This is a genomic window from Cellulophaga sp. F20128 (assembly GCF_023015805.1).
GTDB lineage: Bacteria > Bacteroidota > Bacteroidia > Flavobacteriales > Flavobacteriaceae > Cellulophaga.
In genome coordinates this window covers 66,217-90,221 of the sequence record NZ_JALKBA010000010.1, presented here as the reverse complement: position 1 = coordinate 90,221, position 24,005 = coordinate 66,217, and the positions used below count along the sequence as shown (strand labels likewise).

At 33.7% G+C, this 24,005-nt stretch carries 23 protein-coding genes; 21 read left to right on the top strand and 2 right to left on the bottom strand.

All coding sequences use genetic code 11. The features are described from left to right. Positions 1 to 86: 86 nt before the first annotated feature. The 3 genes from MWU65_RS11240 (at position 87) to MWU65_RS11230 (ending at position 2,306) form a co-directional block, all read left to right on the top strand. Positions 87 to 809, top strand: coding sequence for a DUF6090 family protein (locus MWU65_RS11240; RefSeq protein ID WP_247078012.1), 723 nt, complete (start codon positions 87 to 89; stop codon positions 807 to 809). A gap of 107 nt (positions 810 to 916) precedes the next feature. After that, positions 917 to 1,399 (top strand): SRPBCC family protein, encoded by a 483-nt coding sequence (locus MWU65_RS11235; protein WP_247078010.1) that lies wholly within the window; start codon positions 917 to 919, stop codon positions 1,397 to 1,399. A 175-nt stretch (positions 1,400 to 1,574) separates the two neighbouring features. Then, on the top strand, positions 1,575 to 2,306 hold the full coding sequence (locus tag MWU65_RS11230) for a DUF6090 family protein (protein ID WP_247078008.1): 732 nt from the start codon (positions 1,575 to 1,577) through the stop codon (positions 2,304 to 2,306). Positions 2,307 to 2,527: 221 nt separating this feature from the next. On the opposite strand, the gene MWU65_RS11225 is transcribed toward MWU65_RS11230, so the two are convergent. Next, on the bottom strand, positions 2,528 to 4,081 hold the full coding sequence (locus MWU65_RS11225) for a M20/M25/M40 family metallo-hydrolase (protein ID WP_247078006.1): 1,554 nt from the start codon (positions 4,079 to 4,081) through the stop codon (positions 2,528 to 2,530). Positions 4,082 to 4,507: 426 nt separating this feature from the next. Here MWU65_RS11225 and MWU65_RS11220 point away from each other — a divergent pair, with 426 nt between their 5' ends. The 18 genes from MWU65_RS11220 (at position 4,508) to MWU65_RS11135 (ending at position 22,123) form a co-directional block, all read left to right on the top strand. Next, a complete protein-coding gene (locus MWU65_RS11220) occupies positions 4,508 to 5,275 on the top strand; it encodes a DUF6090 family protein (protein WP_247078004.1) in 768 nt (255 codons plus the stop codon). A 147-nt stretch (positions 5,276 to 5,422) separates the two neighbouring features. Continuing rightward, positions 5,423 to 6,331 carry a VOC family protein gene (locus MWU65_RS11215; protein WP_247078002.1) on the top strand — a complete coding sequence of 303 codons (909 nt, stop codon included), beginning with the start codon at positions 5,423 to 5,425 and terminating at the stop codon, positions 6,329 to 6,331. A 336-nt stretch (positions 6,332 to 6,667) separates the two neighbouring features. Further along, entirely contained in the window at positions 6,668 to 7,426 is a 759-nt protein-coding gene (locus MWU65_RS11210) for a DUF6090 family protein (RefSeq protein WP_247078000.1), read from the top strand. Positions 7,427 to 7,595: 169 nt separating this feature from the next. Then, positions 7,596 to 8,339: a type II CAAX endopeptidase family protein gene (locus MWU65_RS11205; RefSeq protein WP_247077998.1), complete on the top strand. Its 744-nt coding sequence runs from the start codon at positions 7,596 to 7,598 to the stop codon at positions 8,337 to 8,339. A gap of 152 nt (positions 8,340 to 8,491) precedes the next feature. Further along, positions 8,492 to 9,067, top strand: a complete 576-nt coding sequence (locus MWU65_RS11200; RefSeq protein ID WP_247077996.1) for a hypothetical protein — start codon at positions 8,492 to 8,494, stop codon at positions 9,065 to 9,067. 320 nt (positions 9,068 to 9,387) lie between these two features. Beyond that, a complete protein-coding gene (locus tag MWU65_RS11195; RefSeq protein WP_247077994.1) occupies positions 9,388 to 10,431 on the top strand; it encodes a serine hydrolase domain-containing protein in 1,044 nt (347 codons plus the stop codon). Between the two features lie 265 nt (positions 10,432 to 10,696). Next, positions 10,697 to 11,260, top strand: a complete 564-nt coding sequence (locus MWU65_RS11190) for a TetR/AcrR family transcriptional regulator (RefSeq protein WP_247077992.1) — start codon at positions 10,697 to 10,699, stop codon at positions 11,258 to 11,260. Between the two features lie 271 nt (positions 11,261 to 11,531). Beyond that, positions 11,532 to 12,092, top strand: coding sequence for a carboxymuconolactone decarboxylase family protein (locus MWU65_RS11185; RefSeq protein ID WP_247077990.1), 561 nt, complete (start codon positions 11,532 to 11,534; stop codon positions 12,090 to 12,092). A gap of 140 nt (positions 12,093 to 12,232) precedes the next feature. Continuing rightward, complete coding sequence (locus MWU65_RS11180) at positions 12,233 to 12,928, top strand: haloacid dehalogenase type II (RefSeq protein ID WP_247077989.1); 696 nt, start codon at positions 12,233 to 12,235, stop codon at positions 12,926 to 12,928. A 73-nt stretch (positions 12,929 to 13,001) separates the two neighbouring features. Further along, a complete protein-coding gene (locus MWU65_RS11175; protein ID WP_247077988.1) occupies positions 13,002 to 13,736 on the top strand; it encodes an SDR family oxidoreductase in 735 nt (244 codons plus the stop codon). A 216-nt stretch (positions 13,737 to 13,952) separates the two neighbouring features. Beyond that, positions 13,953 to 14,765 (top strand): alpha/beta hydrolase-fold protein, encoded by an 813-nt coding sequence (locus MWU65_RS11170; RefSeq protein WP_247077987.1) that lies wholly within the window; start codon positions 13,953 to 13,955, stop codon positions 14,763 to 14,765. A gap of 52 nt (positions 14,766 to 14,817) precedes the next feature. Then, complete coding sequence (locus MWU65_RS11165; RefSeq protein WP_247077986.1) at positions 14,818 to 15,309, top strand: amino acid transporter; 492 nt, start codon at positions 14,818 to 14,820, stop codon at positions 15,307 to 15,309. 68 nt (positions 15,310 to 15,377) lie between these two features. Beyond that, positions 15,378 to 15,878, top strand: a complete 501-nt coding sequence (locus tag MWU65_RS11160; protein ID WP_247077985.1) for a hypothetical protein — start codon at positions 15,378 to 15,380, stop codon at positions 15,876 to 15,878. A gap of 153 nt (positions 15,879 to 16,031) precedes the next feature. Next, positions 16,032 to 16,403: a DUF2200 domain-containing protein gene (locus MWU65_RS11155; RefSeq protein ID WP_247077984.1), complete on the top strand. Its 372-nt coding sequence runs from the start codon at positions 16,032 to 16,034 to the stop codon at positions 16,401 to 16,403. A gap of 555 nt (positions 16,404 to 16,958) precedes the next feature. Further along, positions 16,959 to 17,519 (top strand): GNAT family N-acetyltransferase, encoded by a 561-nt coding sequence (locus MWU65_RS11150; protein WP_247077983.1) that lies wholly within the window; start codon positions 16,959 to 16,961, stop codon positions 17,517 to 17,519. Between the two features lie 245 nt (positions 17,520 to 17,764). Further along, positions 17,765 to 19,618: a PLP-dependent transferase gene (locus tag MWU65_RS11145; RefSeq protein ID WP_247077982.1), complete on the top strand. Its 1,854-nt coding sequence runs from the start codon at positions 17,765 to 17,767 to the stop codon at positions 19,616 to 19,618. A 277-nt stretch (positions 19,619 to 19,895) separates the two neighbouring features. Continuing rightward, positions 19,896 to 20,735 (top strand): alpha/beta hydrolase fold domain-containing protein, encoded by an 840-nt coding sequence (locus MWU65_RS11140; RefSeq protein ID WP_247077980.1) that lies wholly within the window; start codon positions 19,896 to 19,898, stop codon positions 20,733 to 20,735. A gap of 149 nt (positions 20,736 to 20,884) precedes the next feature. Beyond that, positions 20,885 to 22,123, top strand: coding sequence for a S41 family peptidase (locus MWU65_RS11135; protein WP_247077978.1), 1,239 nt, complete (start codon positions 20,885 to 20,887; stop codon positions 22,121 to 22,123). A gap of 180 nt (positions 22,124 to 22,303) precedes the next feature. On the opposite strand, the gene MWU65_RS11130 is transcribed toward MWU65_RS11135, so the two are convergent. Next, on the bottom strand, positions 22,304 to 23,479 hold the full coding sequence (locus tag MWU65_RS11130; RefSeq protein ID WP_247077977.1) for a dicarboxylate/amino acid:cation symporter: 1,176 nt from the start codon (positions 23,477 to 23,479) through the stop codon (positions 22,304 to 22,306). Positions 23,480 to 24,005 lie beyond the last annotated feature (526 nt).

Genomic DNA, 24,005 nt, shown 5'->3' with positions numbered 1-24,005 from the left:
TTTAAAAATGAAAGTAATAGCATTTTAACTCTGCTACTTTACATACACAAACACGTTGTGCTTCATTATGACCAACCAATAACCAAATGATAAAATTCTTTCGAAAAATTAGACAAAATATGCTGACTGAAAATAAATTCAGTAAATATCTGATTTACGCAATTGGAGAAATTATTCTTGTCGTAATTGGGATTTTGATTGCACTGCAGATTAATAATTGGAATGAAGTTCAAAAGGGCAAAATGAAAGCTACCACTATTTTGAAAGAAATTCGTTCGGATATGTTTAAAGATTTAGAGTTAATCGAAGAATTAAAACCATATTGGGGAAGAGAGATTATGTACTTTAAAAAGGTTTTACCTTCATTTAATCCTCGAAAAGAAATAACTTCCTTTGAAGGCTTTGATACTATTAGCAAAATATCTTATTCGGAGTTATTTGGATATGATATGCCCTTTCGGTCCAGCAAAAGTGCCTACGATGCAATGATTGCTGATGGCAATTCTGACCTTATAATAAATGACACCTTATATTCAAATATTCAAAGGTTTTATACTTTTAATGCACCTACCAATGAAAATCTATTTGAAATCTTGAGGCAGGAATCATCTGATTTAAATTATAAATATGCTCATGTAATTGCTTATAAGCCCTATAAAAACATTAGTGATTTAACGGATGAGTATTTAATTGCTGATCTTAATATTTATTTTCAATCAAAGGATTTTTATTATTGGAGAACATTTGTAATAAACCAGGAAACACTTAAGGATATTATTTCTCAAATTGACAAAGAATTAGAACAATAGCTGAATAAAAAATAACGAAAGCACAACAACAAGTAAATTTCATTCCTGTTTCGTACCTTACAGGGAAGAAAATAAATTCAACTGTTACACCACATTCGAGAACCTAAATGCCTAGAATAGAATTACGTACTATAATTAAAGCAAACAAAAATCTAGTATTCGATTTATCTCGTAGCATTGATTTACATAAAATTTCAACCGAGCATACAAATGAAGAAGCTATAAGTGGTAAGACAAGTGGATTAATTGGAATGAATGAAAGCGTTACCTGGAAAGCCAAACATTTCGGAATTTCTCAAACGTTGACTACCAAAATAACGGAATTTGAGCTACCGAATTACTTTGTTGATGAAATGCTAAATGGAGTATTTAAAAGTTTTAAACACGAACATCTTTTTTCAGATTCTGATAAAGGAACTCTAATGACTGATATTTTTGATTATAAATCACCTCTTGGGATTCTGGGAAAGCTAGCTGACTTTCTGTTTTTAAAACAATACATGTCTGAATTATTAAAGAAACGTAATATGATTGTAAAAGAATTTGCGGAATCTGATAAATGGAAAGTAATAATTAAACCGGAATTATAAACGTGGTATAACATCGGGTATCATTAAAATCAAACCCTAACGAATGATATTGCTGAAATGAAGTATCGTGAAGCGATACCAAACATCTAGTAGATGTTTGATGTAAGCACCCCGAAGGGCTAAGAGAACATTTGGTTGCGATAGCCGCTTGCGGAGAATTTAAAACCTAAAAATTATGATCAATTTTTTTAGCCGAATTAGACAAAAACTGCTAACTGAAAACAAGTTGAGTAAGTATCTGATTTACGCAATCGGAGAAATTATTCTTGTTGTTATTGGAATTCTTATAGCACTTTCTATTAATAATTGGAATCAGAAACAGATAGAGAAAAAACAAATACGAAATATTTATACTCGAATTGTGCAAGATTTTAATAATACAGCTATAGAAATTGAGAGAGGGCTTAAAAATATGGATATCATATATCCTTTGATGCAAAATATCAATAAAGGTGATGTTGTACGTGATTCCCTTTTGACAAATGATGATTATTTCCGCAAATACTATTATACCATAGGATATCCAGACATTCAAATTAATGACACAGGAATACGGCTACTTGAATCAAAAATTGAGCTTGATTATGGACTAAATACGGAACTTACGGAAGCGCTTTCAGTGTTGTATTCCGAGCATTTATTCGAAATGGAGGTCGATGAGAAATTTCTAAATGATAATTTAACCCGATTAACTAATCACGCAGTAGAAAAAGGCGTTTTAGTAGATTATAATGTAAACAAAAATCGAACAAAATATACCAACATGATTTTTGAAGATGACACTTACGCTAATTACTTTCACATATACTCAGTATCATATGAAATGTATAAGAATTCACTGAAAACATTTAAAACTGATGGTGAGGTTTTGATTGATAATATTAAAGTAGAATATAATCTGGAATAAATCATGTTTGAATCTTTATCAACAAATTCAATAAAATAACGAATAACAAACTTAAGAAGTGTATAATTAATGGCTAGTTCTCGCGGACTTCCTTGGTCGCTAAATATTTACTAAATTAGTTGCTTGAAACACGTAACAAACCATATACAAAACCGTTGTGCTTCATTATCTTCAGCATTTACCAATGAAAGAATCAAGTTCATAAAAGTATTATTTAACCTTTAATCTTCCCTTGGCAACCTAGAATCTTCCTGAGCAATTTGATAAACAAGTGCTGCAATTACAGTAGCGTTAATCTTCATATCGCGTTCGGGAACATATTCCAGTGCATCCAAATTAGTATGGTGCGTTACTGTACTATAGTTTAATTTATCTTGGATTATCTGAAATCCTGGAATTTTATAATAATCAAAAACATCGTGATCTGTAAAATCTGTATTTTGAATGGTTAGATTATTAACATCTAAATACGCATAGGGTTTTAACATCTCTTCGAAAATAGGTCTTACCGCCTCGTTTCCTTGCATATAGATACCTCGCATTTGTCCCGCACCATTATCCATATTTATATAGGCTGAAATTTTTTCAACCTCTTTTTTCCGAGTAGTTTCTTTTACTTTACCGAAGTGCTTTTCCGCATAGGCCATAGAACCTACAAATGCTTGTTCTTCTCCTCCCCAAAGTGCAATTCTTATAGTTCGTTTTGGTTTTAATCCAGAAGCTTTTATAATTCGCATAACCTCCATCATTACTGCAGAACCTGCTCCATTATCTGTAGCTCCAGATGCAGGGTGCCAAGAGTCAAAATGTGCACCAATCATTACAACTTCGTCCTTTAATTTTGGATCTGAGCCCGTAATTTCTGCAAAAATATTTACATTATTTTCTGGCTTTAAATAAAGCTTAGAATCTAAATGGAATTTAATTTTAGGGCTAATATCTCTTCCTATTAGGCGCTTTAATTTTCCAAAGCTCTCTGGAGAAATCGCAAAATACGGTATTGGTTTTGCATCGCTTTCTCTAAAATTATAAGTTCCACTTGGATGAACAATACCAGGAAAAAAAGGTGTCGTCCCTAAAATACTTAATGCACCTTCTGCTTTTAAAAAGGCAAAAAAAGCATCATCTTTTCTCACCATATTATCGAATATAAAATCCAAATTTCCAATTAAATCCATATCTCCAGCATTATGGCTTAACGGATTATTTGGTGCAGGTACAATAGATTTTTCTGCTTCTTCAATTTGGGCTTCAGTAAAGCGTGTGGAAAGTGGATCGAATAACATATTTTGTTCTGGAGCAGCACCTACGAGAATGGTTTTTCCTTGTAATTTTCCACTCCATTGTTCTCTAACTTTGCCTAAATCGGCATGACTTTCAATCCAAATTAAATCCCCTATTTGAACACCATTAGAGCTTTCTGTCCAGGCATACGGATAGGCTTGTATTTTCATATAAGCAGGCGCTGTCATTTCTACATTAAATGATTGTACTTCCCATCCCATACAATCATCACAATATTTTTCGAAATAGGCTTTATCCACTCCCCATTTTTCCATGGTTTTCTTTGCCCAGTGTGCTGCCGTAAAATATTGATCTGTTCCTGCTAATCGAGGGCCATAAACGTCTGATAAGTCTGAAACTAGACTCATAACTTGAGATTTCTGAAAGCCTTCAGTATTAATTTTAGCAAGCGCTTGAGACTTTGTTTGACTACTTGCTGAGAATCCAATAAAAAGAAATAAAACAATACTAATTTTAGAGACTATTTTCATAATATGAACGATTGGTAAGGTGGTTACAATATAATGAAATTATTTAAGAATAACGAAAACACAACAACGTATATCACTCATTTACAGCACTATTACTAGGATTATGCTCGGTACAAATAATTAGCTTATCTTAGTTTCTGACAAATACGAACTCACTTGCCTTTCTGAGTCTCACACAGCTCCGAATAATTTGGTGCCGAGGCGAAGGCTAAAGTTCAAGCTGCTGCCAGCAACGCGCTGCGCCAGGCGAAACAAGCGATATACGTAACCGTTGTGCTTCATTATGACCAACCAATGATATTGCTGAAATGAAGTATCGTGAAGCGATACCAAACATCTAGTAGATGTTTGATGTAAGCTCCCCGAAGGGCTAAGTGAACATTTGGTTGAGATACCCTCTTGCGGAGAAATTAATACATACAAATTATGATTAAGTTTTTTAGACGAATTAGAAAACAACATTTAATTGAAAACAAATTCAGCAGATATCTACTTTATGCTATTGGGGAAATAGTACTTGTGGTTATTGGGATTCTTATTGCACTTCAGATTAATAATTGGAATGAAAATCGAAAAGCACAAAAACTAGAAGCACAGATTTACACAGAACTAAAAAGTGATTTACTACAAACTAGAAATGATATAAAAAAAACAATTGTTAAGCATAAGGAAATATTCAAATCAAGTCAACAGCTTATAACTGATATCTATGATAAGAAATCAAATTCGCAATCAATTTATGAGTCATTGACAAGTTCCAGTGTTGAATTTCAAATTATTCCTAAAACAAGTGCCTTTGAAAATTTAAAAAACATTGGATTAAACACCTTATCTAATGACAGTTTACGCATTGACATAACCAATTTATTTCAATTAAATTTAAAGCGATTGGATGATGAACTTGGGATGAAACAAGCTGAAATTAATATTACTAAGCTTATTCAGCCTTTTCTATTCAAATATTTGATTGCGGATTATAGTCAACCAACAAAATATGGGTTTATACATTCTGACTCTATATCTATTTACAAATTAAGAATAAATAATTACGATAAATTTTTAAATGACAATGACCTTATGATGAATTTGCAGTTATCACTCTTCAATAGAGGTAAAATAATTGATGAAGAAACAGAAACTATTAAGGCAATAGATAGTGTGATTTACGGAATTGAAGAAGAACTTGAAAATTGAATAAATAACGAAAGCCGCGTAAATATAATTGCTAGTTCTAGCCTACTTGGAAAATCCTGCCTATTTTCCTCTGGTTCGTTCCATTTTTAATAAGTTAGCTGCTTACCCACGCAACTAACCAAAAACCATTAACACCCATTTAAAAAAATGAATACTTTGTATGACATAAAATATAGAACTACCTTGATTGTCTTCACTGCTCTATTATTTCAAATTGTTGGATGTAAACAGCTACCTAAAAAATCCGAAGAGACTGAGAAATTAAGTTCAGTGAATTTCCATCATGTCCATCTAAATGTTACAGACAGGGATTCAACTATTGCATATTATCAAAAATACTTTGGTGCCAGTCAAGTAAAATACCGAGATCGCGTGGATGCTCTTTTTACGGAAAAATCGTTTTTACTAATGAATCTTGTCGACACGCCACCATCAACACATTTGGGTTCTAGTTTATGGCATATTGGTTGGTCGGGTGTAGATGGTCAATCTGAATTTGATTGGAGAGTCAAAGAAGGAATAGCGGTACACACACCCATTACACCCCTGGGCGATAATTTTTGGATGTACTTTCGTGGCCCAGAGAATGAAGTCGTAGAGGTCTATACAGGAAACAAAAACCATAGATTTGAACACATACATTTACTATCAACTGATGTTAATAAAACTATGGACTGGTTCAAATCAAATCTGGGATTGATTCCAGTATATGAAAAGGCCAAACAATGGCAGAACAACAAACTTCGGTGGAAATGGAATTTATTAACTGTCAATAATATTAATATTATTGTGTTTGGTAAACCAGTTGAAAAAGAATCATGGTGGTCTAACGAAGAATTTAAACCAACTGATGGTAGCGCAATTGATCATATTGGTTTTTCAACTAAAAATATTGAGTTTCTAATGAAGAAAATGAAATATGATGGGTTAGATATTGTACAGGATATAAAAATTGATCCTATTCATGGAATGAAAAGTTTTTTCGTTAGAGGCCTTGACAGTCTGCTAGTAGAAATAGTAGAGGAAAAGTCAATCCCTGAAGGTATCTGGCACTGATAACACCTTTAATTTAACGAATAACAAACTTAAGTCGTGCATAATTCATTGCTAGTGCAAGCTTATTTACGAACCCCAAAGTGTTGGGGCTCGCGTTCCGAGACCTCGAATTTCTATCTGTGTTTTATTTGCTAAATTAGTTACTTAAACAAGTAGCTAACCATACACACCAAGTTAACTTTCATTATGACCAAACAATAACCAATGATATTGCTGAAATGAAGTATCGTGAAGCGATACCAAACATCTAATAGATGTTTGATGTAAGCACCCCGAAGGGCTAAGAGAACATTTGCTTGATTTCCCCGCTTGCGGAGAATTTAAAACCTAAAAACTATGATCAATTTTTTTAGACGAATTAGACAAAAACTGCTGACTGAAAACAAGTTGAGTAAGTATCTGATTTACGCAATCGGAGAAATTGTACTTGTTGTTATTGGAATTTTAATTGCACTATCAATAAACAATTGGAATGAAATCCGAAAAATCAAAAATGCGGAAATAGAAATTCTTCAAAATTTAAAAACTGAATTAAATTTCAACCTTGAAGAACTCGAAGTAATAAATAAACAACATAAGTCGGAATTTGAAGATGGTATTTATCTTTTGAATCTCTTCGGAACTGATGTTTCAAATGTTTCTGAATTAAAATTGGATTCACTTTTTTCGAATGCTTTTAGCGGATATTCATTTGAAGCAAAAGACGGATATATCAAATCACTTATTGCATCGAACAAAATTGATTACATACAAAACTCTGAATTGAAATCATACATTTCATCTTTTGAATCGATGATTTTAGATGCTAACCAAGAAGATGGATTCGTAAGAAGACTATTAAATGAACGTTTTTGGCCATCAACCGATGGTAAATTAAGTGCTTTAAATAGCATCTCAAATTCTGAAAGGTATCAAGAATTTCCAAAAGGAACATATGCATCAGATTATGAATGGTTCTTCAATAATCGTGAAATGGAAGATTTGTCAGCCAATATTTTTAGCTGGAAAAAAGAGAATGTATTAGATGAACAACTATTTATAGATAAAATTGAAAGAATGATTCAAATTATAAATAACGAATTAAAAGAAAAATAACGAAAGTACAGCAACATCTATGATTAATGGCTTGGGTTTGTATGTACCCGGAAAACACTACGGATTTTCGCTACGTTCGGCTTCCTTTTGCTAAATTAGTTGCGCGAGATACGCAACTAATCACATACAAACCGTTGGCTGCAAATTGAAAAATTCACCAAATCAACAGATGAATAGAAAGACTTACCGGGTTATATTTTTGTTTCTCCTACTACTCTTGGTTGGATTTTATTTTGTGTCTGAAATAAAGGAATTTTGGATTAAACATATAGTACATCTTGGAGTAATGTTTTTTGCTGGACTTACACTGGTTGGCCTAAACAAAAATCAGCTTCCAATAAAGGAAAAAGCTAAATTCAAACTTAATCACATACTAGTAATTTTAGTCGGGGTTATTGGACTTTTGGGAGTTAGCAATTTCATTCCCGTACTTGCAACAAAGATTGCAGGAATTGATAATACCGGACTCTTAAACAGAACATCTGAAATCAACAGGGTTTTTGCAGCCATACTATCCCTTGCAATATTTGAAGAAATCCTGTTTCGGAGAATCCTGGCTCAAAAATTATTCAATCGTCTTGGACTAAAAAAAGCCGTGTGGATTTCTGCACTAATTTTTGGTTTAACACATATTTATACAGAAACAGGTATTTTAAGCGCCTTTATCGGAGGAGCTAGTTTTGCATATATTTACCTTAAAACCAATAATATTTACTTAAGTATTACTGCCCATTTACTGTATAACATAACCACTTATCTTTTGACACCTTACTTTGCAAACATCTATACAACGATAAATGAATACCCAATTATTATATCCGTGCTAATAGTTGGTTCAGGACTTATATATGCGATGTTTTGGTTTTTAAATATAGCCAATATTGAAAAGAAGACAGCAGAAAAAAATACCTAAAGTTCATTACTTGCGGGTTTCCTGTTGGAAATCCCTATTTTTAATCCAACGCCTGGGGCCAGTGGGACAGTTCTGCGGACAGATCGCCCCAACGAACCTTAACTGAAACCGTTTGCTAGAATGCAAAAACAAGGTTTCGAATAAACGTAACTATGATAAAAAAAATACTACTTACAATGGCTACTATCTTTTTGATTTGGCAATCCTATAGTTTATTGCGTAATATCAACAATTTGGAAATTAATTCAGTAGGACTATTGATTTTTACAGCTTGGATTATAAACTTATTTATTACTGGAATATTTGCTTTTTCTGGTTTTGCTTTTTCGACACAAAAATTACTTCCAAAATCGTATTACAAAATATATCATCCGAACAAATTAAAGAGAATATATAACGTATTAAAAATTGATTTATTTAGACAAATGTTGTTGGCCACTTTATGGAAAAGTCCAAAACAAAGGAAAAAATATTTTAATGGTAAAAAAAATGGAATTTCAAATTTGATAGAACAATCAATGAAATCTGAATTTGGACATCTACTTCCCTTTATAATAATATGCTTTTTAAGCGTTTATTTCGTAATAATCAGACAAACTGAATTAGGTGTTTGTACTTTTCTAATAAATTTTATTGGCAATTTCTATCCAATTCTATTACAAAGGCATCATCGAATGAGAATTGAGATGATAAGAAAGAGACAGCTGCGAAAAACAACTGACAATTAATTAAAAAAGTTGAAATTTAATTAAATCCATTAATTATTAAAAATGGATCTAAAAAGCACTAAAAGCTAACGAAGAACTGAGCTAAAAAACAAATAAAATCCAGCTCAATCTACCCCCGACACTTCTATCGTTAACCAAAATCTATGCCTATTTATAAAGTCCTCCAAATCTTGTGATTTGGCTTTAAAATAAAAAAGATAAAACAAAATAAAAAGCTTTGACTAAGTGCTTCACCGAAAGTTTATTACTTTTAAGTCACACCAACCATAACCGTGACCGATAGCGCGGAATTTGAGAAAAACGAATCGGCCTGAAATAGTATGACAAAAAAACGAATACTCAGAATCGTATTTATTATTGCCAGCGTAAGCTCTTTGGCGTTTGTACCATGGATTTTAGTAAAGGCTTGGATTTTACCATTACCTGATACGGTTCAAGAACAAGTAGATGAAGCAATGGGCTTTGGATTTGATGGAATGATTGTTTACGTAGACCAAGCTGGGAAGCCACCTGAGTTGTATGCAGCAGGCTGGCATAACCGAGAAAATAAAATTCCTGCGGACCCGAAAGCCTTATTCAAGATTGCCAGTATTAGCAAGTTATATGTTGCTGTTGCTGTTGCTAAATTGGTAAATGACAAACGCTTGACTTTGGATAAGACGCTCGCTGAATACGTTCCTGAACTTGTGGGGAGAATCGAAAATTCGGATAAAATCACCTTAAGGATGATGGTGCAACATAGAAGTGGCATCCCCGATTTTACCCGTACTTCTGGATATTGGCAAGCCCCACCGAAAGCCAATAGAGAAAATCTTGAGTTGGTACTGGATAAACCTGCCGACTTTGAACCTGATAAAAAATATAGCTATTCTAATACGAATTATTTATTGATAGGAGAAATCCTTGATAAAACATTGGGATATAGCCACCACCAATATATTAAAAGGGAAATTTTAATACCGCTTGAACTGATCAATACGTACAGTTTGCTTAGTGAAGTAAATATAGCCGATGTTATGAGTGGGTATTACGTAGGTTATGATGGCGATCTAAAGTATCGTGATTTTATAAACCCTGCAGGCTCAATGATAGCTACAGCACAGGATGTGGGTATATTCTTAAGGGCATTGAATGATGGGTCGGTGTTCAATAAAGGGGAACAGGAAATCTATTCCTCCATTTACGTGTATGAACATACAGGTCTGATTCCTGGGTATCAGAGTATTGCAGAATACCACAAAGACATAGACACAGTGGTTATTCAATTTAATAATACAACTAATTTTGATGGATATAACTGGAATTTAGCTGAAATCATATATAGTCGTATTGTAAAAATAGTGAGAAATAAAAAAGGTTCATAACACCTTATAAAATTCATTGCTTGCAGATTTCCGAAACGAAAATTAACGCAAAAAGCTTTCATTAGGTTCTGTAGAATTGTTTCTTGGACGAATCGCAACAACTAACCAATCAAACACTAACTGTTAGTAACACGTTAGATAAAAAGTAAACAGCAACAACTTCACCCCTCTAATTCCACTTCATTCATTGAAATTCTAAAATAAAAGTAAGAATAATTTTTTATAACTAACCGATTGTTTAGCTTTGTACTTATTATTGGAAATAATGGCAAGAAAAAAACAATATCAAGAAGATGTAGTAGTAGAAAAAGCAATGAATCTTTTTTGGCGCAATGGTTTTGAAGCAACTTCAATGCAGATGCTTGAAAAAGAAATGGGCATTAATAAGTTTTCTATCTATTCAAGTTTTGGTAACAAACATGGTCTATTTCTGGAAAGTCTAAAAAGTTACAAAAGAAAAGTAAATTTTATTTTCGAAGCATTTAAAAACTCAAACAATGGTATAGAAGACATAAAAGAATTCTTCTATAATTCAGTTAACATTTGTAAGGAAGCTGGAAATCAAAAAGGTTGTTTGGTTACGAATACATACAATGAATTTTCAGAAAAAGAAGATGAACAAATTCAGGAACAGATGAATTTGTTCATGAATAATCTAAAGGAATTATTCATCGACAAATTAAAATCAGATGCCAATAAAGAGGAAGCAACTATATTAAAACAGGCCAATTATTTAGTATTGGCAAAGCACGGATTGGCAGCAGCATCTCGCGTAAATAGTGAAAAAGAAATAGAAGATTATATAGAAATGACCTTCCAAAATTTGTAAACTTTTTTTAGCATTAAACTAAACAAACGTTTAGGTATTTACTAATTAATAAACAAAGTCATCACTATATAAATTCCATTTTTAAAAATGGGCAATAATTACCATTTTTTTTGGATTACTCGCTATGGTTGGCGCACTTATAGTAAAGTTTTCCCTGAAAGTTTAACCCAAATGGTGTTTGGTTTACATCGCTTTTGGAATCATTTTATATTAACAAAAACCATTTTTATTTTAAACAATACGAAGTACAAAAACAATAAATTAAAGAACTATGACAAAATTAAAAATTCACAACATTGAAACTGCACCTGAAGGTAGCAAAACATTATTAGAGCAATCTTTAAAATCAAATGGTATGATACCAGGTTTACATGGCGTTTTAGCTGGAGCACCGGGTTTATTAGAAGCTTACCAAACAATACACAAATTGTTCACTGAATCTTCTTTCTCTAAAGAAGAACTAACTGTGGTTTGGCAAACTATTAATGTAGAGCACGAATGCCATTATTGTGTACCTGCACATACCGCAATTGCCCATATGATGAAAGTTGAAGCATCTCTAACCGAGGCATTAAGGAATAAAACAGCAATGCCTACGGAAAAATTGCAAGTCTTACACGATTTTACGTTAAAGATTGTACGTAATCGTGGACACGTATCACAAGAAGATTTAAATACATTTTACGGAGCAGGTTATGAAGAAAGACAAGTCCTAGAAATTATTTTGGGCTTATCGCAAAAAGTGATAAGTAATTATACAAATCATATTGCCAACACCCCAGTGGATGCACCTTTTCAAAAATTTGCTTGGGAACCATCAGAAACTGTATAAATAAAACTGGATAAGCTCAATTTAGAAGTTGAGCTTATCCAATTCAAATAATAATTAGAAGTAGTTCCAGGAGAAACGATACAAGTACTTCCGGAATTAGAATACCCAACCCTATGTATCGTAATTAATAAGTAGACATAATGATTCTAAAAGAAATGACAAGACCAAAAATTTTGTTTTTTGATGTTAATGAAACTCTTCTAGATTTAACTCAAATGAAAAGGCAGGTTGGAGAAGCACTACATGGTAGAGAGGATTTACTTTCCCTGTGGTTTACAACAATGTTACAATATTCTTTGGTTACAACAGCAAGTGGTCAATATGAACATTTTGGAAATATTGGTGCAGCTGCACTTCAAATGGTTGGAGCTAATAATAATATCCATATTAAAGAAAACAAAGCACGGGAGGTTATTGTAAATGCCTTAGGTGGTTTACCTGCTCATCCCGAAGTTAAAGCCGCCTTAATAGAATTAAAAGAAAGTGGATACAAACTAGTCTCGTTTACTAATTCATCTAACGAAGGTTTAAAAAAACAATTTGAAAGCGCTGGCTTAATCGACTATTTTGATGAGCGATTAAGTGTACAAGGAGTTGGAAAATTCAAACCTTTCAGAGAAACTTATGATTGGGGAGCAAAAAAAATGGGCATTAAACCCAACGAAGCCCTGTTAGTTGCTGCTCATGGCTGGGATATTGCCGGTGCACTTTGGGCTGGTTGGAGAGGAGCTTTTATTAGTAGACCAGGTGCTCAATTATATCCCCTTGCTCCACAACCTGAAATCAATGAAAGTAATCTAGCACTAGCTGCTACTAAATTGATTTCTTTAAAATAATAAATAGTATTTCAATTATTGGAATGGGTAAATTTCCCATACCACCAAATATTCAATGTATAAAAAGATTATTATGAAGGTTAAAAATAAAGTCATTATCGTAACTGGATCCTCTAAAGGAATAGGAAGAGAAGTTGCTATTCTACTAGCAGAAAATGGTGCCAAGGTAATTGTCAACCATTCTAATAGTGAAAATGAAGCAAATGAAACCGTAGCCTATATCATTAAAAACGGAGGTACGGCTTTGGCAATTCAGGCTGATGTTAGTCAAAAAAATCAAGTAACCCTTCTATTTGATAAAACGATAGAAGCTTTTGGCAAAATAGATGTTTTGATAAATAATGCCGGTATTATGTACAATAAGTTTTTAAAGGACCATACACAGGAGGAATTTACGAAACTTTTTAATGTAAATGTTAGGGGTATTTTTAATACCCTACAAGAAGCTGATCGTAAACTAGCTGACAATGGAATTATTATTAACTTTTCATCAAGTACTGCAAAATTAATGTTTCCCAAATACGCTTTATATTCGGCCTCAAAAGCAGCAGTTGAGCAAATAACAAAAGTATTTTCTAAAGAAATAGGACGAGGTATTTCTGTAAATGCAATTGCCCCAGGTGCAACAGCAACAGAATTATTCTTAAATGGAAAATCACAAGAAACTATTGATACGTTGAGTGCTATGAATGCTTTTAATAGATTAGCAGAACCTATTGATATTGCCAGGGTCGTTTTGTTCTTAGCCAGTGATGATTCTAAATGGATTTCAGGGCAAGTAATAGGTGCAAATGGAGCTTTAGTATAGTAGAAATCAAAATGCCAGTTGGCAACAGCGAGCAAAAAAATGGCTAGTTCTAGCCTACTTATGAACCCCTAAGTTTTTAGGCTAAGTCCTAAGGCTTCGGGGTTTTTTTTGGTTTTTTATTACTAAATTAGTGGTTTAATTAACTGTCTGCCAATAGGCAAGCATCACGAATCTGATGCAATACAGAGCGCACTCATTTGAAAAAACTAAAATTATATGAAAAATGCAATTTTCTTTCTATTCCTTGTTGCTTTGGCTATTAGCTGTAAAAACAAAGGAATTGCTTACAACGACCCAATTCCAGAACACGACAGTTTAACCATTAGCTCAAAATTTGTTAACGAAGACCGAACTATTAACATTTGGACACCACCAAATTACAACGAATCGGCTGACAGCTTACCCGTACTTTATATGCCAGACGGTGGAATTAAAGAAGACTTCCCACATATCGCCAATACGGTGAAGAAATTGTTAGCTGAGAAGAAAATACCACCTTTTATAGTAGTCGGTATTGAAAATACAGAAAGAGGGAGAGATTTAACTGGTTTTTCAGAAGCTGAATATGACAAGCAATTTTGCCCAGTAACTGATGGAGCTAAAGATTTTAGAGCCTTTATTTTAGAAGAATTAGTGCCTGAAATAAATAAAAAATATAGAACCAAAAACAAAAAAGGAATAATTGGAGAGTCCTTGGCAGGGCTTTTTGTTATGGAAACATTTTTTACGAAATCCGAAGCGTTTAATTTTTATATTGCAATGGACCCCTCCCTTTGGTGGAACAACCATTTCTTAACCAAAAACGCAGACTCCTTATTGGCTCAATTTCCTGATAAACATCTGAAAATCTGGTTTGCAGGTTCAGGGACAGAAGATATTTCTCAATTCACTAGAAGGGTGGAAAAAAATTTAGAAAACAAGGCGCCAAAAAAATTAACCTGGAAATATTCAGACGAACCGAATGAAAAACACAACACCATTTTTAGAGCGACAAAAGAGAAAGCTATGATTTGGGCATTAAATGAATAACAATCGTAGCTCATGGCTTATAAAGCTGCTAGCCAGCAGAATTAAAACAATTATGAACCAACACCAAGACTATTTTAGAATTTCGAAAAAAGGTGATGCTCATACATTGAGTGACCGAATTCCGATTAAAGGGAAAGAGCTAATATTTTGGAATACTGCTTCGATTGTGCTTATAATTTATTTTCTTGCTTTTGGAATTGGAATTTTTGTTGCGTTTCTATCTCTAATCGGATATTCATTGTACCGATTAACATCATGGATTTACTCCTCGGAAATAGAAATTGAAGAGAAAAGTAGAAACCTGATTCGTTTAATAAAAATCCTAGAACGAACTCAAAAGGCTGAATTGATAGCTGAAAATTTTGACCCTAACCGATTTGATTACTCGGAATTAACTCGAAGTGGCGCATCAAAATTCGTAATGAATTATCGGACTCATAAAAACAACCAATTATTAATTATAAAAAATAAAACGGATAAGGAAATGATTAAAAAATACATTACAGAAAAAATAAATATCCTAAGTACAACACTGTGCAAATGATTATTTACCTGAAACAGGTAAATTACACCGCTACCAACCATTGTATCCAAATAATAAAAAACTCGTATATGCGTAAACCTATTTTAATAATTTTTATTGCACTATTGTTCTCTTGTCAACAAGAAAAAGCTTCAACCTCTGAAGATATAAAAGAAACTCTAAAAGAAATTGTGGCTGGAGAAACTTATGCTTATATGGAGAAAGATTATCAGAAATGGGCCTCTTATTGGGACCATAGTAGCGATGTATTGCGATTGGATGTTACAAAAGCAGGTTTCTCCCAAACTAGAGGCTGGGATAAAAATGGTGGAAATTTAGAATCCTTTTTTATCGAGAATCCTGAACCCATAACTTCTACCTTTGTAAACTCCAATTATCTTATTTTTTATGATGCTAATTTGGCATGGGTAGCATTTGACCAAACTTGGACAAGCCAAGCAGGAATAATCACTGTAGCAAAAGCAACCATTACCTTAGTAAAAAAAGCAAACGCTTGGAAAATCATATCCTATACTGCAATCCAATACGAAGCAGAAAATCAAGATATTGATACATTAGAAAGAGAATAATAAACGCAAATTAAACGAATACAAAAGTATGCATAACCTGCCGTCCAGTAGCCAAATAATTGCTAATTTAGAAAGTGAACTATGGGGCTACGGACTGCCTGCCCCAATAAACCGTACAAAAGTTAGGAGTACCAACACCCAAAAAAATGAGAAATGAAAGTTACAGCAGAACATAATGAACGCATGGCAAAAATGACATTTTCATCAGTTTATCCGCATTACGTTACTAAGGTAGAGAAGAAAGGAAGAACGGTGGCAGAACTCCATCAAGTGATCGCATGGCTAACAGGCTATGATGAATTGAAACTGCAACATTTTATTGCTGAAAAAACAACTTTTGAAGCATTTTTTAAAAAGGCAGATCTGAATCCTAATACACACCTAATTAAAGGATTAATTTGCGGTTATCGCATTGAGGAAATAGACAACCCATTAACACAACAGGTAAGATATTTAGACAAGTTGGTAGATGAATTAGCAAAAGGACGGAAAATGGATAAAATTTTACGCAAAGTAAAAGAATAAATCCTTGCCGCTAATACCCGATGTAACTAATTGTAACTTTTAAGGTGATACAACATGTAAGAAATCCAAGAGCATTCTAATGGCCTACTTTTAATTCTTGATTTTTATAGAGGCTTAACTATGTTTTTACTTATAGCCCAGTTTTTACATCTCTTCATTTTTTTGTTTTGCCACAATTTAAAGGAACTGTTATCCATACGCCGGCCACTAAATTTCATTAGGTAAGCTAAGACGGTATGCACTTTGGTATATCTGTTAATGCATGTACCCTAAGAAACTATTTAAATGGTTTGTAAAGACTCTTTATTGAACGCTTTTCTTCGTAAAACAGGGCTTAGAATAAGCCGTGTTACATTTATACGAAATGTACATTTCGGCTTTTTTTATTAAATTAGTAGCATGTATCTAGGGACTTCGCTAGTTAAAAATTAGTGTGTAGTAAAAACGATAGAACATAAGCAAAATTAACGGACCATTTAAAGTCCAAACGGCACAAACTGAACTCTAAAAAGTGAGCTGCTTTTTAGAAGTACTATTCCACTAAAAACCATTCCCTTGAAAAAAGATTACATTTTTACATCAGAAAGACTTGGATTTCGCAATTGGACCAAAAAGGATTTGACTCAATTTTCAAAAATTAATGCTGATTTGGAGGTAATGGAACATTTCCCCAAACCCCTAACAATAGAAGAAACATCAGATTTCATAGGTCGACTTCAAGAACATTATAAAAAAAATGGCTTTAACTACTATGCTACGGAAATTCTAAAAACAGGGGAATTAATTGGGTTTATAGGCTTTGCATTTCAAGAATATAAAACAGAGTTTACCCCTGCAATTGATATTGGATGGCGCTTAAAAAAGAATAGTTGGGGCAAAGGATATGCAACGGAAGGAGCTACAAAATGCCTTGATTTTGGATTTAACGAATTGCATTTGGAAAAGATTATTTCCATGTGCACCAAGGAAAATACCAAGTCGGAAAATGTCATGAAAAAAATAGGAATGAAAAAATTGGGAGAATTTAACCATCCAAAATTAAGAGAATATCCAACATACGAGAAGTGTATCTGTTATGAAATAAGTAAAAAAAGTTGGCAAAAAGGGGTGCTATAAATTACGAATACAGTGCATATTTAAACTATTGAAAGCCTCTGACTTCAATAATAACAGGTGTAAAAGTTGTATTTGTAATCAAAGTGGCGCAATTAGCTAGCTCATTATGCTTAAAATTTAACAATAAAATGAACACCTATGGGATCAAGCAAAATTCAAGGAAAATTATGGGGACAAAGGTCATAGAACACTTCTAAAACAAATCTAAGAACTGTATCTTGCCAACCTATTTAATAGTATACCCTATGGAAGCAAACAAAATGGTCAATTATATCAAAGCTGTATTAAAAAATATGCCGACTGATTGGTTGCATTTAACCACCCATCGACTAGATATTTATGAGGAAAAATTAGCCAAAACTCAGTTTTTGGCACAGTTTGAAACCTTATATCACGCTAATAATTCAGAAGTATTGGCACTAAAAGAATTACCTACGGCTTACGACTATATACGCTTGGGGCATCCACTGTCTTGCATCTTAGAATGGGGAGTTGCTACCTTAAATAATAGGACTCCAGAAAATGTAATCAGTTTTTCATCCCAGACAATGCCCATATTGGCAATTCTACGAAAAAATTTATTAGACAATAAAAAGACCCAAATTTTATATACAGATAGCGTACCAGATTCTTTTGATCCTGAAGTACTACGGACAATTTATGGTTATAATTTTGAGCTAAAAAAGGTGGGTCAAGCAACTGCTCTTTCTGAATATAATGGGAGTACTATTTTTATTTCAGAAAAGGAGGATTTGGGTACTAAAGACCTCTCCCCTAACATTGACTTTTTTATCAATTTGTATACAAATCTAGGTAGTATTTTAGTTGTTAATGGCGAAAAAAACAAAGGGTATATCTCCGAAATTCAACATGTGCGCCGAAGAGAAACAATTGCAATGACACCAACTAATTCTCTGACCGCCTTACAGTTACTCATTGAGAAGCCTTCTTTTAACCCCCAGAACAGTGTTACCGAAACCAACAAAACTCTGGTCTTAAATTCAATTAAGGCCATTACCGGAACAACTTCAAAACCACTGGTAGCTTCTAGTGGACTCTCTATGCAATACGCTATTATGATGGGGCTTGTGCATGATGCACTAGAAAATCATAAAGGAAAGAAAATCAAATTTATTGTCCCTCCTAATTGTTATGGAGGAACCAATGACCAGGCAAGACGTGTGGCTGCCTGTATTGATATTGTAGAAATTGTTGATTTACCAGTAGACGGTGATAATGAAATGGTACAAAGTATGGATACGATTTTAGCAGAAATTGCTAAAGAAGATGCAATTCCTTATATCATTGCAGAAATACCAACAAACCCCAGAGTTGAAGTACCAGACCTGTTGCAATTGAAAGAGGTTTTAGGAAAAGTACGTAAAACAAATACCGGTAAAACAGCCATAGATCCCGTTTTTATTTTAGATCAAACCTTTTGTCCCAATGTCCATTTTTTAGGGGAAGGTGAAGTACTTGCAAAAGGGCGATCCATATCTTATGCTAGTGGTTCCAAATTTCCAAGCGGCGGACAATGTACGGCTGGATACTGTGTAGGAAATCAAAAAACAAATGCTTTAATGGCCAAGATAGAACGTCATCTTCTGCTATGCGATAACGAAGCTACTTCACTTCAATACGAGATATTGGCAAGGCAATTGCCTTCCATGAAGCAAAGAATTAAAGATGCTTATACACATACACTTGCCTTTGTAAACTATATCAAGGAGACTTTACCTTCTGCAAAAATAAATTTTGTACCATCCGCATTGGCTGCACAAGGATTTACGCCTTCTGTATTTTCACTAGATCTTCCTACCAAAGGAAAAACGGTTGAAGAAAAGGAAATGTACAAAAGAGCATTGAATTTAAAATTGATCAATGCTATGATCACGGAAATCCCTAATGAGAGTAAATTCTGTGTGAGCTACGGTCAGTTAAAAGGCTGCTATTGGACCATACCGGCAACATCTACGCAAGGGACAACTAAGGAAGGTGACAAGGATTATATTGTTCGGGTTGCACTTTCTCCTTCATTGGATTTAGAACTTCATAAAAAAGTCTTTTTAGACTTTGCTACTAAAATACAGATTGATTAAGCATTTTTAAGGGCCTCCCTACTTAATTATTAGATGGCTGTCTTTTAACCAAAGTAGCGAGGGATACGACTTAAAGCACCCTTTATCTTCCGCAAAAATCCGACTTATAGACAGCTTGGACCATGGCTTGACTCCATATTATTCTATATAGAGATGCTATGATATTGACGAATTTTTTTAAGTCTGGTTTTCTTTTGCTATTTTAGTTGCACAAGAAACACAGCAAACCCATAATCTACTTTGTGTTTTATTTGAAATAGGAATCAATACCTGTAAAATGACATCTAAAATTGTATTTGCAATTACACTAAGCTTTATACTAACCAATGTATGCGCACAACAAAAAATTGAATACAAGACAGAGTCTGCTATTCCTTACTATCCCGAGTTGGTTATGCAAGGTGATACATACATACAGCAAATGTGTGTATTTGACTTTTATTATCCAACCAATATCAAGGATTTTCCAACAATAGTCTGGTTTCATGGTGGTGGTTTAACTGCCGGAACACGAGAAATACCAGAATTTTTGAAAGACAAAGGATTTGCCGTTATAGGTGTAGGGTATCGGTTATCACCAAAAGTTAAGGTGGTAGATTGCATCAAAGATGCCGCAGCAGCCACAGCCTGGGCTTTTAAAAATATAGAAGAATATGGAGGAAACACTTCGCTTGTCTTTGTCTCTGGAATGTCTGCAGGAGGATACCTTGCCTATATGGTGGGATTGGATAAAAAATATTTAAAAATCCATACTATTGATGCCAACCAAATTGCAGGATTAATCCCTTTTTCTGGGCATGCCATTACACATTTTACGGTACGTAAAGAGATGGGGATTCCAGGGCATCAGCCTACTATTGATGCAATGGCCCCCCTTTACCATGTAAGAGCAGATGCGCCCCCAATGTTAATTATTACAGGGGATAGAAAGCTTGAAATGTTGGGTAGGTATGAAGAGAATGCCTATATGATGCGCATGATGAAAGTAGCGGGACATAAACAAGTACGTATTCTTGAGTTGGATGGCTTCAACCACGGACAAATGATGTATGCCGCTTTACCAATTTTGTATCGTGAGGTAAAACAAATGTCTCAAGAAATAATGAATTTAAAATAAAAGTTTCCTATTTCGGAAACTTTAATGATCAGTAAATACCCAAACAAACCCTAAATTTAATTCTGAAGTTCGAGTGTCTTCAAAATTTAAATTTGTTAAAGAAACAGCTTGGTTAACTAGCTTAGCCTTTATGAATTAAAATATATAATATGCATAGAAAAATACTAGTTTTATTGTTATTTATATGCGGCCTAAGTGCACAAGTCAGAGCTCAAAACGAAGTCTGTCCTTGTTCGTCTGATTTGAAATTCTTAGATGCCAAAATCAGAAAAACACCTGCCTATAAAATCAACAAAAAAGCCTATGAATCTTCCTATTCTAAAATTTTAAAAAAAGTAGCTGCTGCAAACACAATTTTCGATTGCCAAGTTTTACTGAACACTTTATTAATTTCTTTAAACGATAATCACAGTAAGGTTTACAGCGTCGACAAAGGAGCCACAGTAGACATCAAAGCAAATCCTGATAAATTCGTTGCATTTAAAAATTCAAAAATTTTCAACGCCTTTCCAAAACCAAAGATCGATTTAGACAGTCTAAAAACAGTCTTAAATACGAAACCAAAAGAGGATATAGAAGGTATTTATACTCGAAATAACTACATTACAATTGGTGTGTATAAAAGCAAATTACAGAACTCCTATAGAGCCGTTGTTCTTAATTCTGAAACAGAGGTGTGGGTGAAAGGAGAAATTGCCTATGACTTAATACCCTTTGGCAATGATTACCTACTGAGTATTGGGGGGAGTCTCTCTTCTAAACGACTCATAGCTTATACGGAAAGAATTGGAGATGGATTCTTCTACTTTATGGGTTTTCAGAAAGAATTTTCACAACCTAATTATGCTTCCATAATGCCTTCAGATAGCACCTATTACCGCAATGAGCTATCTAATAACATTACTTATCTAAAAGTTGGAAGTTTCAATTCATGGTATCCAACACTTTCAGATGCTGAAAATTTTTATAAGAGCCTAGAAGGAAATTTAAACAAGAGCAACTTAATTATTGACTTAAGAAATAATGGTGGCGGGGGCGATCGAAATTCCGATATTCTATATAAAATCATTAAAAAATACGCAAAAACCAACAAGGTTTATGTGCTAATCAATCATAAAACGGTGAGCAACGCCGAACAGTTTGCGTATAAATTAAGTAGGTTAGACAACAGTCTACTTTTTGGACAAAGAACAAATGGAACCCTTGCCTATGAAATAAAAGGGGACAACTACACCTTGCCTTGTGGGAATTTTATCGCTGTTCTAACTTCAAAAAAAGATTCAGATTATCTTCAGTTTGAATCGCAGGGAATTGAACCTAACATAACGCTTAGTATGGAAACAGATTGGATACTGCAGCTAACAAGATATATTGAAAAAAACAACTAGGGTTTTAAATCAGAAGAACAATTCATCCCTGCTTAGAAATTCCTTGAAAAAATAAAAGGGCTGTTTCTAGGAAGTGAATTAAAAGCATTTGTTATCTATTTAGATCTGGGGTAATCCCCCACCTATCTTTAGAATCGCCTTTAAAAACAAGTTCAGAATTAGTTCAACGGATATTTCAAATTAAACAACCTGCTTTTCCTTGGTAATTTTATTCACCACAATAGAAATAGCACCATCACCAGTAACATTACATGCCGTTCCAAAACTATCCATCGCAATATACAGGGCAATCATTAAGCCCAACATCTCTTCATTAAAACCCAACATAGATTGCAAGATTCCCACAGCAGCCATAATTGCGCCTCCTGGAACACCTGGCGCTGCAATCATCGCGATTCCCAACACAAAAATAAAGCCAGCAAAAAGGGTAAAACTAAAAGGCATTCCATGTAAAATCATTAATGCCATGGCACAGGCAGTAATTTTCATGATACTACCAGACAGGTGTATGGTGGCACATAAAGGAATAACAAATCCAGCAATTTTTTCGGAAACACCATTTTTCAACGTCTGTTCTAAGGTAACCGGAATAGTAGCTGCTGAGGATTGTGTTCCTAATGCTGTAAAATACGCGGGCATCATTGTAGCTAACAACCGAATAGGGTTCTTTTTAGTTAAAATACCCGCTATAGTATATTGAAGTAGTAATAATAAAATATGTAAGGCAAAAATAACACCGATAATACTTATAAATACGGAAAGGATTGAAAATACTTTTCCACTAAAAGACATGCTTGCAAATATGCCTAAAATAAAAAGCGGTAGTAAGGGTACAATAACTTTCTCTATTAATTGCATGATAATTTTCTGAAAATCAGAAACCACCAATTTTAAACTCGATTTCTCCTGTAAAGAAAGTCCTAAACCGATAACAAATGCTAAAACCAAGGCCGACATAACATCTAAAACTGTTGGAATAGTAATACTAAAGTAAGGTGTTAATTCGCGACCAGAATCCGTAATTGCACCCGCATTATTTACATGCGATTCTAAAAGCATTGGAAATATATTGGAAGCCGTAAAATAGGTCATAAACCCTGAAAATAAAGTCGACCCATAAGCAATAACAGCCGTAAGCAATAACAATTTACCAGCTCCTCTCCCTAAATCGGAAATAGCGGGCATAATTAAACCCATAATGATTAAGGGAATAGAGAAATTTAAAAACTCTCCAAAAAAGGCATTAAAGGTGGTAAATATTCTATTTATTGACTCTGGCAAAACCTGTCCGAAAAGAATACCTAATACAATACCAAGAAAAACTTTAAATAACAAGTTCGAAAATAAACGCTTCATTATATATGCAAATTAGTAGAAAACAAGATGAGTCTTCCTGTAGATTATTTTTAAGCTCCCAAATATACAACCAATGTTAGGAACCCAAATTTTATACTCTAATTTTTTTAGTCGTATTCTTTTGAAAATTTTTTGATAAAGGCAATACTGCCTTTGTAGTAAAAATGTTTTAACGCGTATTCAATCTGCGTTTCTTATCCTTTAAAATGTCCCCTTTCCTTACTTTTCTCAATGGTAAACCACTTTGCCTGACTTAATTTGGCAACTTGAAACTTAATTCTTATGTTTACATTTTACTACTATTAATTTCATTGTAAAACGTAAAGATGCATTCCTTAAAAACAAAACACCAACAAAACTTTAACGAGATCCTCGTGAGTAAGTTGGTCTTTTCTTTTTTATATGTTGCAATCTATCCAAAGGGTCAAACCATCTTCCTCAATTAACCAGGCATAACGAGTGTGCCTGAACAACTCTATTCTATTATTTTTTACGGAAAACATTCAATTTAAACATACTGAATAAT

Coding starts and splice junctions, on each gene's coding strand:
- MWU65_RS11195 (WP_247077994.1), top strand. CDS start 9,388: ATGACAAAAAAACGAATACTCAGAATCGTATTTATTATTGCCAGCGTA.
- MWU65_RS11230 (WP_247078008.1), top strand. CDS start 1,575: ATGATCAATTTTTTTAGCCGAATTAGACAAAAACTGCTAACTGAAAAC.
- MWU65_RS11190 (WP_247077992.1), top strand. CDS start 10,697: ATGGCAAGAAAAAAACAATATCAAGAAGATGTAGTAGTAGAAAAAGCA.
- MWU65_RS11185 (WP_247077990.1), top strand. CDS start 11,532: ATGACAAAATTAAAAATTCACAACATTGAAACTGCACCTGAAGGTAGC.
- MWU65_RS11240 (WP_247078012.1), top strand. CDS start 87: ATGATAAAATTCTTTCGAAAAATTAGACAAAATATGCTGACTGAAAAT.
- MWU65_RS11145 (WP_247077982.1), top strand. CDS start 17,765: ATGGAAGCAAACAAAATGGTCAATTATATCAAAGCTGTATTAAAAAAT.
- MWU65_RS11130 (WP_247077977.1), bottom strand. CDS start 23,479: ATGAAGCGTTTATTTTCGAACTTGTTATTTAAAGTTTTTCTTGGTATT.
- MWU65_RS11220 (WP_247078004.1), top strand. CDS start 4,508: ATGATTAAGTTTTTTAGACGAATTAGAAAACAACATTTAATTGAAAAC.
- MWU65_RS11205 (WP_247077998.1), top strand. CDS start 7,596: ATGAATAGAAAGACTTACCGGGTTATATTTTTGTTTCTCCTACTACTC.
- MWU65_RS11175 (WP_247077988.1), top strand. CDS start 13,002: ATGAAGGTTAAAAATAAAGTCATTATCGTAACTGGATCCTCTAAAGGA.
- MWU65_RS11135 (WP_247077978.1), top strand. CDS start 20,885: ATGCATAGAAAAATACTAGTTTTATTGTTATTTATATGCGGCCTAAGT.
- MWU65_RS11170 (WP_247077987.1), top strand. CDS start 13,953: ATGAAAAATGCAATTTTCTTTCTATTCCTTGTTGCTTTGGCTATTAGC.
- MWU65_RS11215 (WP_247078002.1), top strand. CDS start 5,423: ATGAATACTTTGTATGACATAAAATATAGAACTACCTTGATTGTCTTC.
- MWU65_RS11160 (WP_247077985.1), top strand. CDS start 15,378: ATGCGTAAACCTATTTTAATAATTTTTATTGCACTATTGTTCTCTTGT.
- MWU65_RS11210 (WP_247078000.1), top strand. CDS start 6,668: ATGATCAATTTTTTTAGACGAATTAGACAAAAACTGCTGACTGAAAAC.
- MWU65_RS11165 (WP_247077986.1), top strand. CDS start 14,818: ATGAACCAACACCAAGACTATTTTAGAATTTCGAAAAAAGGTGATGCT.
- MWU65_RS11140 (WP_247077980.1), top strand. CDS start 19,896: ATGACATCTAAAATTGTATTTGCAATTACACTAAGCTTTATACTAACC.
- MWU65_RS11200 (WP_247077996.1), top strand. CDS start 8,492: ATGATAAAAAAAATACTACTTACAATGGCTACTATCTTTTTGATTTGG.
- MWU65_RS11155 (WP_247077984.1), top strand. CDS start 16,032: ATGAAAGTTACAGCAGAACATAATGAACGCATGGCAAAAATGACATTT.
- MWU65_RS11180 (WP_247077989.1), top strand. CDS start 12,233: ATGATTCTAAAAGAAATGACAAGACCAAAAATTTTGTTTTTTGATGTT.
- MWU65_RS11235 (WP_247078010.1), top strand. CDS start 917: ATGCCTAGAATAGAATTACGTACTATAATTAAAGCAAACAAAAATCTA.
- MWU65_RS11225 (WP_247078006.1), bottom strand. CDS start 4,081: ATGAAAATAGTCTCTAAAATTAGTATTGTTTTATTTCTTTTTATTGGA.